The organism is Arthrobacter sp. BC5, from assembly GCF_056680255.1.
In genome coordinates this window covers 1-13,226 of record NZ_JBWXPX010000002.1, presented here as the reverse complement: position 1 = coordinate 13,226, position 13,226 = coordinate 1, and the positions used below count along the sequence as shown (strand labels likewise).

At 60.0% G+C, this 13,226-nt stretch carries 12 protein-coding genes; 5 read left to right on the top strand and 7 right to left on the bottom strand.

From position 1 onward, the window contains the following. Positions 1 to 280 precede the first annotated feature (280 nt). The 4 genes from AC1MFI_RS17595 to AC1MFI_RS17580 form a co-directional block, all read right to left on the bottom strand. A complete protein-coding gene (locus tag AC1MFI_RS17595) occupies positions 281 to 1,267 on the bottom strand; it encodes an IS481 family transposase (RefSeq protein ID WP_048896402.1) in 987 nt (328 codons plus the stop codon). Positions 1,268 to 1,345: 78 nt separating this feature from the next. Next, a complete protein-coding gene (locus AC1MFI_RS17590) occupies positions 1,346 to 1,507 on the bottom strand; it encodes a hypothetical protein (protein ID WP_154676754.1) in 162 nt (53 codons plus the stop codon). A gap of 43 nt (positions 1,508 to 1,550) precedes the next feature. Further along, positions 1,551 to 2,429 carry a permease gene (locus tag AC1MFI_RS17585; protein WP_196597475.1) on the bottom strand — a complete coding sequence of 293 codons (879 nt, stop codon included), beginning with the start codon at positions 2,427 to 2,429 and terminating at the stop codon, positions 1,551 to 1,553. Then, positions 2,426 to 2,824 (bottom strand): ArsR/SmtB family transcription factor, encoded by a 399-nt coding sequence (locus AC1MFI_RS17580; RefSeq protein WP_048896403.1) that lies wholly within the window; start codon positions 2,822 to 2,824, stop codon positions 2,426 to 2,428. The genes AC1MFI_RS17585 and AC1MFI_RS17580 overlap by 4 nt, the downstream gene beginning before the upstream one ends. 158 nt (positions 2,825 to 2,982) lie before the next feature. Between AC1MFI_RS17580 and AC1MFI_RS17575 the strand changes: the two genes are divergently transcribed. Further along, on the top strand, positions 2,983 to 4,248 hold the full coding sequence (locus AC1MFI_RS17575) for a DDE-type integrase/transposase/recombinase (protein WP_479816192.1): 1,266 nt from the start codon (positions 2,983 to 2,985) through the stop codon (positions 4,246 to 4,248). 496 nt (positions 4,249 to 4,744) lie between these two features. Here AC1MFI_RS17575 and AC1MFI_RS17570 read toward each other — a convergent pair whose 3' ends face one another. From AC1MFI_RS17570 to AC1MFI_RS17560, 3 genes are all read right to left on the bottom strand, one after another. Continuing rightward, positions 4,745 to 5,659 (bottom strand): S-4TM family putative pore-forming effector, encoded by a 915-nt coding sequence (locus AC1MFI_RS17570; protein WP_479821018.1) that lies wholly within the window; start codon positions 5,657 to 5,659, stop codon positions 4,745 to 4,747. A 6-nt stretch (positions 5,660 to 5,665) separates the two neighbouring features. Beyond that, positions 5,666 to 6,490 carry an SMODS domain-containing nucleotidyltransferase gene (locus tag AC1MFI_RS17565; protein WP_479821016.1) on the bottom strand — a complete coding sequence of 275 codons (825 nt, stop codon included), beginning with the start codon at positions 6,488 to 6,490 and terminating at the stop codon, positions 5,666 to 5,668. A gap of 94 nt (positions 6,491 to 6,584) precedes the next feature. Next, positions 6,585 to 6,998 carry a hypothetical protein gene (locus AC1MFI_RS17560; protein WP_479821283.1) on the bottom strand — a complete coding sequence of 138 codons (414 nt, stop codon included), beginning with the start codon at positions 6,996 to 6,998 and terminating at the stop codon, positions 6,585 to 6,587. 357 nt (positions 6,999 to 7,355) lie between these two features. Here AC1MFI_RS17560 and AC1MFI_RS17555 point away from each other — a divergent pair, with 357 nt between their 5' ends. The 4 genes from AC1MFI_RS17555 to AC1MFI_RS17540 form a co-directional block, all read left to right on the top strand. After that, the gene (locus tag AC1MFI_RS17555; protein ID WP_479821014.1) at positions 7,356 to 7,946 is read left to right on the top strand and encodes a restriction endonuclease subunit S domain-containing protein; all 591 of its coding nucleotides are present in this window, start codon (positions 7,356 to 7,358) and stop codon (positions 7,944 to 7,946) included. 32 nt (positions 7,947 to 7,978) lie between these two features. Next, positions 7,979 to 9,496 (top strand): type I restriction-modification system subunit M, encoded by a 1,518-nt coding sequence (locus tag AC1MFI_RS17550; RefSeq protein WP_479821282.1) that lies wholly within the window; start codon positions 7,979 to 7,981, stop codon positions 9,494 to 9,496. A 135-nt stretch (positions 9,497 to 9,631) separates the two neighbouring features. Next, positions 9,632 to 10,864 carry a restriction endonuclease subunit S gene (locus AC1MFI_RS17545; protein ID WP_479821012.1) on the top strand — a complete coding sequence of 411 codons (1,233 nt, stop codon included), beginning with the start codon at positions 9,632 to 9,634 and terminating at the stop codon, positions 10,862 to 10,864. Next, on the top strand, positions 10,857 to 13,226 hold a 2,370-nt coding region (locus AC1MFI_RS17540), incomplete at its 3' end, for a type I restriction endonuclease subunit R (protein WP_479821010.1). The genes AC1MFI_RS17545 and AC1MFI_RS17540, both read left to right, overlap by 8 nt.

Below are 13,226 nucleotides of genomic sequence, written 5' to 3'. Positions count from 1 at the left end.
AGACCAGCACCCCTGCGACCAGTGCAATCGCGGCGGTAATTAGCCACGGATTCCCCACCAGTGATCCGGTCGCACCGAGTGCTCCGGCGGCAATCAATAACGGCAGACCGCAGCACATGACATGGAGTAGCACGAAACCTCCGACAACCAGCTTCGTCCGATTGCCCTGATCCTTCTGGGTCGTCTGCATGGCCATTCCTTCCAATATCCCCGCTGCTTTCGACCACAACGGCCGCATACGCTGTCCGCGGGGTCCCACTCTTCCAGTGTCGACCCTCCACTAGATGTACTGACCGGACACGTTGGTCAATCGTGAGAAGGGCGGCTGGTTGCTGCAGGCTGTGTGGGGCCGGTGATGGTTGTAGTAGTGCAGCCAGCCGTCGAGTTCGCCGCGACGCTCCGTCTCGGAGGTGTAGCAGCGGGCGTAGGCCCAGCCGTCGGCCAGGGTGCGGTGGAAGCGCTCGATCTTGCCGTTGGTCTGCGGGCGATACGGCCTGGTCCGTTTGTGCCTGATTCCCAGCTCGGCGCAGGTGTCGCGCCACAGGTGTGAGCGATAGGCGCCACCGTTGTCCGACAGGACCCGCTCGACGGTCACCCCGCGGGCGTTGAACCACTTGACGGCCCTGGCCAGGACCGCTGTGGCGGTGTGGGCTGTTTCGTCGTCGTGGATCTCGGCGTAGGCGACGCGGGAGTGGTCGTCGATGACGGTGTGGACGTAGGCCTTGCCCATCAACGGGTCGTAGTGCTTGTTCTTGGGCTTGTCGGGTGTGGCTGCGCGGTTCTTCTCGCCTTGTCGTCGGCCGACGTAGCGCCAGCCTCCGCCGTCTGGGATGTTGCCGAGCTTCTTCACGTCGACGTGCAGCATCGCCCCGGGGTGGTCGTGCTCGTAGCGACGAACAGGCTCTCCAGTGGCACGGTCGACGTGCGACAGGCGGTTCAAGTGGACGTCGACCAAGATCCGGTGGACTGTCGACGGAGCAACGCCAATCCGGTATGCCAACTGAACCGGACCTTCCCGCAGACGCAGCCGGAGCTGGATACAGCGCTTCGCAGTCGTGGGGCTGGTCTTGTTCGGGGAGCGGTGAGGCCGTGAGCTGCGGTCCTGCATGGACTGACCGGCCCGGTAGCGGTCAGCCCAGCGCTTCACGGTGGGCCAGGAGACCTGGAACCGGGCAGCGACCTCGCTGATCGGCCATCCGTGGTCAACAACCAGCTGGGCAACCTTGAGGCGGTGACGCGGAGTGAGGGCGGCATTGGCGTGGGACATGGTGGTCTTCCTGGTGACGAGCGGGTGGAGACAGTGATGGGGCTGCACCCTGTGGTGCAGCCCCATCGATTCGGTATGTCAGTTGCCGTCCGTGTCCTCGCTGTTCGGCGCTGAAGAGGCAGCCGTCTCGGTGGGTGTTCCCTGCTCGCTCTGGGGCTGGTCGTCATCGTCGGGCACGATCTGGGCCCCGCAGCAACTGCTGTCCTGCTTGCGTGCGGTGAAGAGGTCCTTGAGTCCCATGGTTGCTTGTTCTCCTCGTGTGGTTGGGAATGTGGTGGTTGGGTCAGGCGATCAGTGGGATGAGGTAGCCGGCGGCGATGGCCGTGCCGATGACAGTGACCACGAAAGTGACGACCAGTCGGGGCTTGAACAAGGCGGTGAGCATCGAGATCTCGGGGATCGAGGCTCCGGCGCCGCCGATCATCAGCGCGAACACTGCACCTAGCCCCATGCCGGTCGAGCTGAGGGCCAAGCCGATGGGCAGCATCGTCTCGATACGCACGTAAAACGGAACGCCAAGCACGGCGGCCAACGGCACGGCCCACGGTTTGTCGTCGCCAGCGACCGCGGCGAGTTGGTCCTGAGGCACGAAACCGTAGATAAATGCACCGACCGAGACACCCAGCACCATCGGGACGAGCAGCGGTCTCAGATCGGCCCAGGCCTCGCCGAGTGCGGGCCGGATCTCGTTGCGCAGGCCTGCCCAGGGGTGGGGGGTGCTGTCGTCGCCGACGACCTTGACTCGCTTGAGCTGGCTGGCCATGCCGAGTCGTTCCCATACTAGGGGGGCGAGCAGGGACCATGCGGCGGTGACCACCGTGTAGACCAACGCGATACGCCAGTCGAACAGCAGCACCACCCCGGCCACGATGATGGGATCCAGCAGCGGTGACGAGATCAGGAAGGTCATCGACGTCCGGAACGCCACCCCCGACTTCAACATCCCAGCCAGCACCGGCAGCGTCGAACAGGAACAGAACGGCGTGATCGCCCCCAGCAGTAGCCCCTTGAGCGGGCCGGGAAGGCGCCCATCGGCCATCCAGCTCTGGATCCGATCCGGCCCGAACCGCCGGTTCACCAGCGCAACGAGCACCGAGATCAGCGAGAACAGGACGAGCAACTCGACCAGGATCAACCCGAAGGTCTGTACCGCATGAATCACCGCGCAGCACCCTCAGTCGATGCCTGACCCTCCCCTGCTGGGGCAGTGCAGCACGCCTTCTGTCCCTCTGGAGTGAGAGTCGCCAAGTGAGCGAGCCACTGCACCGGCGCCGCCAACTGCTCACAACACAGCGCGTAGATGTTGGACCGGCCCTCGGCCCGCACACTGATCAGCTGCGCTTGCCGCAAGGCTGCCACATGGTGACTCACCAGCGCCTGGCTCAACCCGGTGGCCTCCTGCAACTTCTTGTTCGAGCACGCCCCCGCCGCAAGCGTCAGCACGATCATCAGTCTGTTCTCGTCTGACAAAGGCTTCAACAACGGAGCAAGCATCCGCGCGTGATCCCGCGCCGACAGGTCCGTGCGCGGCAGGGCAACATCCAGTGAAACTGTCATACCCACACTATAGACAAGCGTGGCCTTCTGTCACAAGTGGCCGACGAGACTCAGAGAAAGTCCCCGCGTAGCCAGGGGTCGTGCCTCATAGAAAAGTCCCCGGCAAAGGACGGGGTGGGGTTCGGCGACGATGGGGTATGCCGGATAAGGATGTCTCGTTGGCCACCAGGGTCGAGATCACCAAGAAATACGCTGCCGCCTACGAGGCCGCTTCGAAGAAGGACAAGTCGAAGATTCTGGACCAACTGGTCGAGGTCACCGGCTGGAACCGGGATCATGCCCGCCAGCAGCTACGACGCCGGCTGACCCAGCCCAGAGGACGCGCTACCGCCACTGTGGCAGTGATCGATCGGCGCAAGAGCCGGGGCCGGAAGTACTCCTACGACGCGATCAAAGTCTTACAGCACGTGTGGGCCACCGCCGGGGGTATCTGCGGCAAATACCTCGCCGCCTCAATGGCTGACTGGATCCAGGCGATGGAAGCCGCCAGGGCCCTGGTTCCTGGCCAAGACCGCTATAGCCAGCAGGTCCGGACTGAACTGCTGGCCATGAGCGCAGCCACCATCGATCGGTACCTGGCACCAGCGAAGGCCAGGGACCCTATCCGAGGGAAGTCCGCCACCAAACCGGGCAAACTGCTGCGCAACTCCATCAGTGTGCGCAAAGCAGGCGATGAAATCGAAGCCGAACCAGGGTTCTTCGAAGTCGACACCGTGGCCCACTGCGGGCCGACTTTGAAGGGTGAGTTCGCCCGGACGGTGAACTTCACCGATATGCATACCGGGTGGGTCTTCACCCGCGCGATCCGCAATAACGCGATGGTCAACATCGTCGCCGCCTTTGAGGAGTTCATCACCACGGTGCCGTTTATGGTCACCGGCATCGACTCCGACAACGGCAGCGAGTTCATCAACCACCAGGTGTTGGGTTGGTCTGCTGAGCGGAAGATCTTCTACACCCGGTCCCGGCCGTATCAGAAGAACGATCAGGCCACCATCGAGTCGAAGAACAACCACCTGGTCCGCCGCTACGGGTTCTACTACCGCTACGACACCGCGATCCAACGCGAACTACTTAACAGACTCTGGGACCTGGTCTGTGACCGGCTGAACTACTTCACCCCCACCACCAAGCCCACCGGCTACACCGCCGATGCCATCGGGCGTCGTCGCCGGGTCTACGACAAACCCCGCACCCCCTACCAGCGGCTATTCGATGCCGGAGTCCTCAACCCAGCCCAACAGCAGGAGCTGGCCACCTACAAGGCCTCGCTGAACGTCGTTGAGATCGCCGCTGAGATCGACACGATCCAGCAACGGCTGATCGCCTTGGCCGCGATCCCGACTCGGCGCCTGGAGCGGGAGCTCGAGGACCAAGCCGCTCGGGCAATGCCCGAGGCCGATTGGATCAAACTCTACGGCTGACCCGGACCTGTTTCGCGGGGACTTTTACATGAGGCACGGGGGATCACTTCCCGGGGACTTGACCGTGAGGCATCACGGTGGCGACTTGTCTATCGATCAACGTGTCCGGTCAGTACAACTAGAGGGGAAGGTCAAAAGCCGGGTTCGGGATAATCACCATCGAGCGGGGCGATTTCAACGGAGACGGACAGCAACCCACAGTCCGCACGGTCGGCAGATGTAAGCCGCGCCGTTCGCTAGTGCATGTAGTTTTTTCAGGGCCAGATGCCGACCACAACATGAACAGTCCGCACTGGCTTCACTTGTCTGGGCCATGGTTCATCCTAAAACCGCCACTTCAGACACAGGTCTTCCCGCACACCTAATCATCAAAGGGATCCCTCCCACGAGCCGGAAAGAGCGTCCGCGCTAACTCGAAGCGTTTGAGTTGCGCCCGCCTCGGGGTGTTAGTGCTAGCCGCTCCTCCCCGCCGCGCACCCGTCACTAGTTCATGGCATCAGTCGGCGCTCTGGTGTCGCAAGTGACTCGCGGTCTGTTTCATCGCACGTTCATTGCGTGCACGGGTGATCTTGTATAGCCAGTTCGGCACTTGAGGGGTGGTGCGACGGAGGTCAAAAAGACGTTCCTGCCAGACGAGAAGATCCTGCGGCTCGATGGACTGGTCTCGCCGGGAAAAGCGCCTCCCGATTGTTGCCGCGAGGTCGGCTCGGTCGCGGGCGGCTTTCCACGTGTTCATGACGTACTCGGATACATCGAGGAACGCCGGCAAAACGGGGAAGAGAGCTCCCAGGAGGAAAGTGGCGAGGGTAATTTCGCTGATGCTCGCCCAGGTAATGAGACCGGCGAGCCAGAGGATCGCAGCGGCAGCCCACACAGTGACCGTTGTGCGGATAAGCCTGTCTGTGTAGGCGGCATTGCTGCGTTGGGCGATGGCTATGGTCGTGGTTCCAGGACTGTCGGTGTCGACGGTGTACCAGTCGACGAGTTTCTCCTTTTTCGCCACGTCCTGAAGTGGCTTCTTATCGGCGGCGATGAGCGCAATGTCTTCGGGCGTTGGCCGACCTGAGCGATCGATGGTATCTGGCATGTCGAAGAGATACTGATCCAGCTCCTCCTGCACGCACGCGGCCTTGAGCATGGTGTGGTTCTCAAGCAGAGCAAGGACGGTGCGGCCGGCGAAGAGCCAGACGCCGGTGACGGCAGCGACGGAGACAGCAACTGTAGGAGCGAGGAGTGAGAAGAACGGTCCGCCGAGACCGATGACGAGGATCCCGATCCATCGAAGGCTCTGCCAACGCTTCGCCCGGTTGTAAAACCTGCGCTGCGCTAGAAGGAGTTGCAGGGCACGTTCGTCATTCTGTCGATGAGCGATCGTTGCACTGGACGGGGGCTGGTAATCGTGTGAACTCATCGCGGGTCAGAGATTGAACAGCAGCTTCAGTTGCTCGATGGCTTTTTCCTGATTGTCTGCCCGCTCGTATTCCCGGGCCTTGCCCGCGCGGGCTACGGCGGTCTCGAGCTTCGACAAGGCGTCTACCTGGCTGCCCGTTGATGATGTCGCGGTGAAGCGTGATCCGAGTCCCGTGGGATCGTTCATCGCCGCGAGGTTCGCATCGAAAATCTTTTTGAGGGCGAGATGCAGGTCCATTACCGGCAGGTAGGTCGACTCGCCATCGAGGTGCTTCGCTGCGCGCATTTCGAGGTAGCAGGAGGAAACCGGGACGTTGCGCCGGTATTTCCAGATCTTAATCTGCCGAGCCAGCTTCTTCGCGGCACCGTTGTGCTTCTTGTTCACTTCGCCGACGTATTTGTTGTGCTCCTCGGGGAAGGTCTTCATCCATCCGCCAGTCGGGTCCGGGATCAGATAGCCGCTGTCTGAGTAGAAGCCGGGAACGACCTCTACGTCGCCATCACTGAACCGGCACACGACGGCGGGCTGCCGCGTGACGACCAGTGTGTTGGGGTATCGGGCCTGCAGTGCCGCCTTCACCTTGTTGAGGGTCGTCAACTGGGACTCGGGTCGAGACCCCTTCAGGGAGACCAGGTAATCGGCGTCGCTGTGCTTCCAGATGCCGGTGCCATGGCGAAGGGATCCGATCTCAAACATTCGGAAGATCCCGAGCGATGCGTTGAGCTTGTTTTCAATTTCTGTTCGGTGAGTCCGTGCGCCCGTGAACTGGGCGGGTGATGGCACCCAGGTGTCTGTGGTCGTGTTCAGCCATGCTTCTGCGCTCTGCGTCATTTCCGCCCCATTTCGGTCGACTGGCCTGTACTAACCAATGCGTGGTTTTGGTAGCGGCTCCAAGGGCTTGACCCTGCCACTACACAGTTCCCAATCATGTCGTACGTCGCCGACGAAACAACTTTGACGCCGGACGCGTGAAGCTCCTCTTGGGTCGGGTGCTGCCACTCACTAAAAGGCGTTGCGTTTGGGTACACCCAAACGCCCACAGTGGTCCCATCCTCACAGTTGTAGAACCTGGATTGTGTGTGTGAGTTCTAGTCAGGATGGTGGGCTTTGTCGCAGTGGTTGGCGGTGTGTCCTTGGTCCGTTCCTGGGCTGGGGAGTAGATGCCGGCCTTCCTGGTTGGTTGCAGATGCTCCACCCTCCGGTGTAGTAGGTCGGTGAGTCGTAGAAGCATTTCTTCGACCAGGGAGATCGCGGTGCTGGTCCGCAGGACCCCTGGCGTCTCGAGTAGGAGGTTGGTGATGCGGTGCAGGTCCGTCGTGTCTCGGGCCACGATCCGCAGGCGGAGGTTGGCGTCACCGGTGGGGGAGTGGATTTCGATGATTCCCGGAATCTCTGGAGTGCGCCTCGCGCCTCATCGCCGCTGTCTTGACGGATGGACAATTCGACTAACGCGGTGAGGTCATAGCCCAAAGCGCAAGGGTCTACTCGGCGACTGTAGGGGCCAATACCTCGCCCTCAGTAAGGTGACGCAGGCGCGCCTACACGATGTTGCGGGCGACCCCAAGGGGCTGAGTTAGAGCCTTGGCTGCTTGTTTCATGCGCCGGTAGACAGTAGGAGCACACTGCGCAGTCATCAGTAGTGCGACTACAGAAAATAGTGATAGCCTTCAGTAGTCATACTACTGAGGAGAAAACGATGGAGCTGGCAGATGTAGCAAGAATTACATCGGGACTGACAACCCGAGAACGCCTCAGCACGAGTACCGGTGGTGTACTGGCAATTCAAATGGCGGACCTCTCTATCGACAGCAACTTGGAGGTGCGCGGCATGGCCCGGATTCCATCTCCACATCCCCGCTATCGGGTCTCCCGTGGCGACGTCCTCCTTCGCTCACGCGGCCAAGCGACTATCGCTTGGGCCGTCCCGGACGATTTGGCGGAACCAGCCGTAGCTGTTCTGCCGCTCTTCATCATCCGGCCGACCACTGACATTTACAATCCGGATTTCCTCGCATGGTGGCTGAATCAGCCGGATTCACAGACGCACCTGCGGCGTGCCGCCCAGGGGCAGTCCATCCAGATGGTGGCCAAGGCGACGCTCGAATCGGTTCCCCTGCAGCTGCCGTCGCTTGCGCAACAGCGCCTCATCGCCGACGCTGCACAACTCGCCACACGCGAAGCAAAGCTGATGCACCGCTTGACGGAGTGTCAGCACACGCTTCGGCAAACCCAGTTGACCGCTGCTGCCCTTTCGGGGCAGCCCCACACGAAAGCAGACCGCAAATGACCGAGCAGCAAAGCACCCGCCTCTCGAGCGGGGTGAAGGACCAAGTCACCCAAGACCAAATCAACAATGCCGCTTGGGCAGCCTGCGACACGTTCCGTGGCGTGGTTGATGCCACGCAGTACAAGGACTACATCCTGGTAATGCTCTTCGTGAAATACATCTCCGATGTTTGGACCGAACACGAGGAGAAATACCAGAAGCAGTTTGAGGGCAACCCTGAGCGGGTGGAGTCACTGCTGAAGCGCGAGCGGTTCCCGCTGCATAAAACGTCAACGTTCAACCACCTGTACGCCAACCGGAACGCGGACAATATCGGCGAGCTGATCAATGTAGCGCTGGAAGCCATCGAGGAGGACAACAGGGCAAAGCTGGCGGGCGTTTTCCGAAACATTGACTTCAACTCCGAGGCAAACCTGGGACAGCCCAAGGACCGCAACCGGCGCCTGAAGAACCTGTTGGAGGACTTCGCCAAGCCAGAACTGGACCTTCGCCCGTCGCGGGTGAGCGATGACATCATCGGTGAAACCTACATCTACCTCATTTCGCGGTTCGCCTCGGACGCTGGCAAGAAGGCGGGGGAGTTCTACACGCCGCGCTCCGTGTCTGAGCTGTTGGCCCGTCTTGCTGCGCCCCGCGAGGAAAGCAGCATCTACGATCCAGCATGTGGATCGGGCTCGCTGCTCATCCAGACGGCTGCCCAGGTGGGCAGCAACAACTACGAGCTCTTTGGCCAGGAGGTCAACGGCTCCACGTGGGCGCTGGCCCGCATGAATATGTTCATGCACGCCAATGACAGTGCGCACATCGAGTGGGGCGATACCCTCAACGACCCTAAGCTCTTGGAAGGCGATCAGCTCAGACAGTTCGATGTGGTGGTGGCCAATCCCCCATTCTCCCTGGACAAGTGGGGAGCCGAGGTTGCGGCGTCGGACCGGTGGGGCCGGTTCTGGCGCGGAGTCCCGCCCAAGAGCAAGGGCGATTACGCCTTTATTTCGCACATGATCGAATCAGCACGACGACAGACGGGCCGGGTTGCGGTGATCGTTCCGCACGGCGTGTTGTTCCGGGCCGGTTCCGAAGGTCGCATCAGGGAGTCGCTGATCGAAGAGAATCTTCTGGACACGGTAGTCGGACTGCCAGCGAATCTGTTCACCACGACCGGCATACCCGTGGCCATACTGATCTTCGACCGTTCGCGTGAAAAGGGCGGAGCTAACGAGGATCGCGATGACGTCCTGTTCATTGATGCCAGCCGGGACTTCACTCCGGCCAAGGCGCAGAACCTGCTAGACGAGCAACATATTGAGCGGATCATCGAGACGTACCGTGACCGGACCGAGACTGAGCGGTACTCGCGCCTGGTACTTCGCGAGGAGATCCGGGAGAACGATTTCAACCTCAACATCCCTCGCTACATCGATACCTTCGAAGCCGGGACGGAAATTGATGTAGCCGCCGTACAGCGTGAAATAGAGCAGATTGAAGCCGAACTGGTGAAAGTCCGTACCCGCATGGCCGCTTACCTGAAGGAGCTGGGCATCAATGGTTGAGTGGCCGGAGCGGTCTACCGAAATTATGGGGCACAGGGAAATTGAAGCAACACGCAGGACGGCCGAAGTGGCGGCCGGAGGCAAGGCAGGCTCTGTAGAGTCGCGTCAACTTGGGAAACGTGAAAGGTGGGGCAAATGACATACTCTCACCACTGGCCGCAAATCGAGATTGGCGAGATTCTCCGCATCGCAAGTGGTCAGGTTTCTCCGCTCCATTCAAAATATTCAGAAATGCCACATATTGGGCCGGAGAACATTCGTCAGGGCGGCGGAATTATTAAGTCGAGCATCCGGAGTGCGAAGGATCTGAAGCTTGTCTCAGGAAAGTATGCCTTTAATGAAACGTCTATCTTGTATTCGAAGATTCGACCGGCACTCAACAAAGTCGGGCTGCCGGATTTCAGTGGGATATGTAGCGCGGACATGTACCCTATGTGGGTCCGAGAGCCAGCTAGAGCTGATCGGGATTTTGTTTACCATGTACTCGCATCTGAGGCATTTGTCGATAACGCGACTAGACGATCATTCCGAACAGGAATCCCAAAAATTAATCGTGAAGATTTGGAATCTTTGACTATTCCCTTGCCTCCTATTTCCGAACAACGGAAGATTGCTGAAATCCTCCGCACCTGGGATAAGGCGATCGAGCTGATAGAGGCATACGTCTCCCGGCTTCAGACGCGTCGTAGCTGGCTTCGTATGGAGCTCCTGACTGGTCGAGTGCGCATCGGTGGGCATGCTGGGTCGTGGTCTAGGACACGATTGAGCGAAGTTCTTCGGGAGCATAAGAAGCGCTCGACTGGTTCGGAGGAGGTGTTCTCGGTTTCTGTCCACAAGGGACTCGTGAATCAGATGGAGCACCTCGGCCGATCCTTTGCCGCAGCAAATACTGATCACTACAACCTCGTCAACGCGGGCGATATCGTTTACACGAAAAGTCCGACAGGTGATTTCCCACTCGGCATTATTAAACGCAGTTCAGCCCCGGGTCCCGTTATCGTGTCGCCGCTATACGGCGTGTTTACGCCTCAAAACTATGAGCTCGGCGTGATTCTGGATGCATATTTCGAATCCCCAAGGACAGTGCAAAATTATCTCAGCCCGCTGGTGCAGAAGGGCGCAAAAAACACGATCTCCATTACCAACCAGGGATTTCTCAGCGGACACCTCAACCTGCCGGGTAACCCGGCAGAGCAGAGTGACCTGGCCGCACTCCTGACTGCATCTCGGGAAGAAATAGCTGCAGCGCAGCGCAAAACAGAGCTCCTGCGCACCCAGAAGCGCGGGCTCATGCAGAAACTACTCGCTGGGCAGGTGTCTGTAAACGTTGCTACCGAGACCTATCCAAGGGGACACGAAGATGACTAACGAGACTTTCGACGCCTCAGAGCTAAGCCAGTCTCAAGGCCCGGCTGTGCAACTGCTGGAAGCCCTTGGCTTCACCCAGCTCACGCCCACCGAGGCTCTGAAAGAGCGCGGCGGCAAGCAGAGCAATGTGCTGTTCACCGGAATCCTCACCGCGCAGCTTCTCAAAATCAACCAGTTCACCCACAAAAAACGCCAGTACCCCTTTGACGTCGCCGACGCGGAAGAGGCCGTGCGTCGTCTCGGGCCAGAGCTGGAACAGGCCAAAGGACTTCAGGCGGCCAACCTGGAGGTCTACGACCGGCTCATCCTCGGCACCACCATAACTAAGACCGTGGGCGGCGACAGTAAGAGCTACTCACTCCGCTACATAGACTGGCATACCCCCGGCAACAACGTCTTCCACGTCACAACTGAGATGCGCGTGGAACGCACCGGAAGCAGTGCAACCCAGCGGCTCGACGTCGTCGGCTATGTTAACGGCATTCCGTTCATCATCATCGAAAACAAGCGGCCCACGGAGGAACTTAAAAAGGCCGGTAGCCAGCTGATCGGGTACCAAAACAGCGACGGCATTCCGCACCTTTTTCACTATGCCCAACTGCTTATATCGGCCAATCGGCAGGAGGCTTTATATGCGACCGTTGGAACAAAGCGGAAGTTCTGGGCCAGCTGGCATGACGCCGAGGATACCGACGCGGTCATTCAGCCGCTCATAGCGGGGCGGACTGTCAGTCAACAAGACCGCCTACTGTACGCACTGTGCCGACCCGAACGGCTACTGGATCTTGTGCGCCGCTTCACCGTATTCGACGCCGGGGTCCGCAAGATTGCCAGGCACCAGCAGTACTTTGCCGTGCGCAAGACCGTGGAACGCGTACTGACGGCTGGCCATGAGGAACGCCGCAACGGTGGCGTCATCTGGCACACCCAAGGCTCGGGGAAATCACTCACGATGGTGATGCTCGGCAAAGCCCTGGCTCTGGACCCCCGCGTCACCAACCCGCAGATGATCATCGTCACGGATCGCGACGATCTGGACAAACAGATCCGCGATACCTTTCTCGCCTGCGAGTTAGAACCCGTCCGCGCCAAGAGCGGCAAACACCTCGGCGAACTCATACGCGACCATGCGCCCCTGATTACCACACTCATCAATAAATTCGACGGCGCGGCCAGCCGCGAAGGCCGGGATGAGTCCCGCGACATCTTTGTTCTTGTGGACGAGAGCCACCGCAGCCAGACCGGCCGCTACGGCGGCTACGGGCAGTTCCACGTGGCCATGCGCCGTGTTCTGCCCAACGCCTGCTATCTGGGGTTCACCGGAACACCGTTGCTGAAACGGGAGCGAAACACCGCGAACACCTTTGGCGGGATCATCCACAGCTACACCATTGACGAGGCAGTACGGGACCGCTCCGTGGTGCCCATCCTGTACGAGGGCCGCTTGGTAGAGCAGCAAATTACCGCCGGTGTGATTGACGCCTGGTTCGAGAAAATTAGCGCCGGGCTGACGGACGAGCAAAAACGCGACCTCAAGCGAAAGTTCAGCCGCGCCGACGTCCTTGGAAAGACAGCTCAGGCAGTCCGGGCCAAGGCCTTCGACATTTCCGAGCATTACCGGCAAAGCTGGCAGGGCAGTGGATTTAAGGCACAGCTAGTGGCGCCGAACAAGGCCGCAGCCATCCGCTTCAAGCACGAACTCGATGAGATCGGCCACGTCACCAGCGAGGTGATTATCTCCCCGCCCGATGAGGCGGAAGACCGCGAAGAAGTGGATGCGGAATCCAGGGGAATTGTGCAACGCTTTTGGGAGTCGCAGATGGCTCGGTACGGCAGCGAGGCCAACTACAACGAGCAACTCATCAAACAGTTCAAGGGCTCAGGCGGACCCGAGATCATCATCGTGGTGTCCAAGTTACTCACCGGATTCGATGCCCCTCGCAATACGGTTCTATATCTCTGCAAACCACTGCGGGAACATACCTTGCTCCAAGCCGTGGCCCGCGTTAACAGGCTTTTCTCCGACGAGAAGGCCGAGAAACAGTTCGGCTACGTGTTGGATTACGAGGGTCTCCTCGGCGAGCTGGATCAAGCGCTGACGGCCTACAGCGCACTCGGCGACTTTGATCCCAAGGAGATCGCAGGGGCTGTAGTGGACATCCGCGAACAGATTCGCTTGCTCCCGGGACGGTGGAGCCATGTATGGGATCTGTTTAACGCCATCGCCAGGAAAAATGACATGGAGGCGTTGGAGCAGCATCTGTTTGATGAACCGCTGCGGCACGAATTCTATGAGCGGCTCAAGACCTTCGGCCGCACCCTTCACCTAGCACTGTCCAGCGACAAGCTACTCGATGTCATG

Excerpts from the sequence above, each read along its gene's own strand:
- AC1MFI_RS17595 (WP_048896402.1), bottom strand. The coding sequence starts at position 1,267 with ATGTCCCACGCCAATGCCGCCCTCACTCCGCGTCACCGCCTCAAGGTT.
- AC1MFI_RS17590 (WP_154676754.1), bottom strand. The coding sequence starts at position 1,507 with ATGGGACTCAAGGACCTCTTCACCGCACGCAAGCAGGACAGCAGTTGC.
- AC1MFI_RS17580 (WP_048896403.1), bottom strand. The coding sequence starts at position 2,824 with ATGACAGTTTCACTGGATGTTGCCCTGCCGCGCACGGACCTGTCGGCG.
- AC1MFI_RS17570 (WP_479821018.1), bottom strand. The coding sequence starts at position 5,659 with ATGAGTTCACACGATTACCAGCCCCCGTCCAGTGCAACGATCGCTCAT.
- AC1MFI_RS17565 (WP_479821016.1), bottom strand. The coding sequence starts at position 6,490 with ATGACGCAGAGCGCAGAAGCATGGCTGAACACGACCACAGACACCTGG.
- AC1MFI_RS17555 (WP_479821014.1), top strand. The coding sequence starts at position 7,356 with ATGGAGCTGGCAGATGTAGCAAGAATTACATCGGGACTGACAACCCGA.
- AC1MFI_RS17545 (WP_479821012.1), top strand. The coding sequence starts at position 9,632 with ATGACATACTCTCACCACTGGCCGCAAATCGAGATTGGCGAGATTCTC.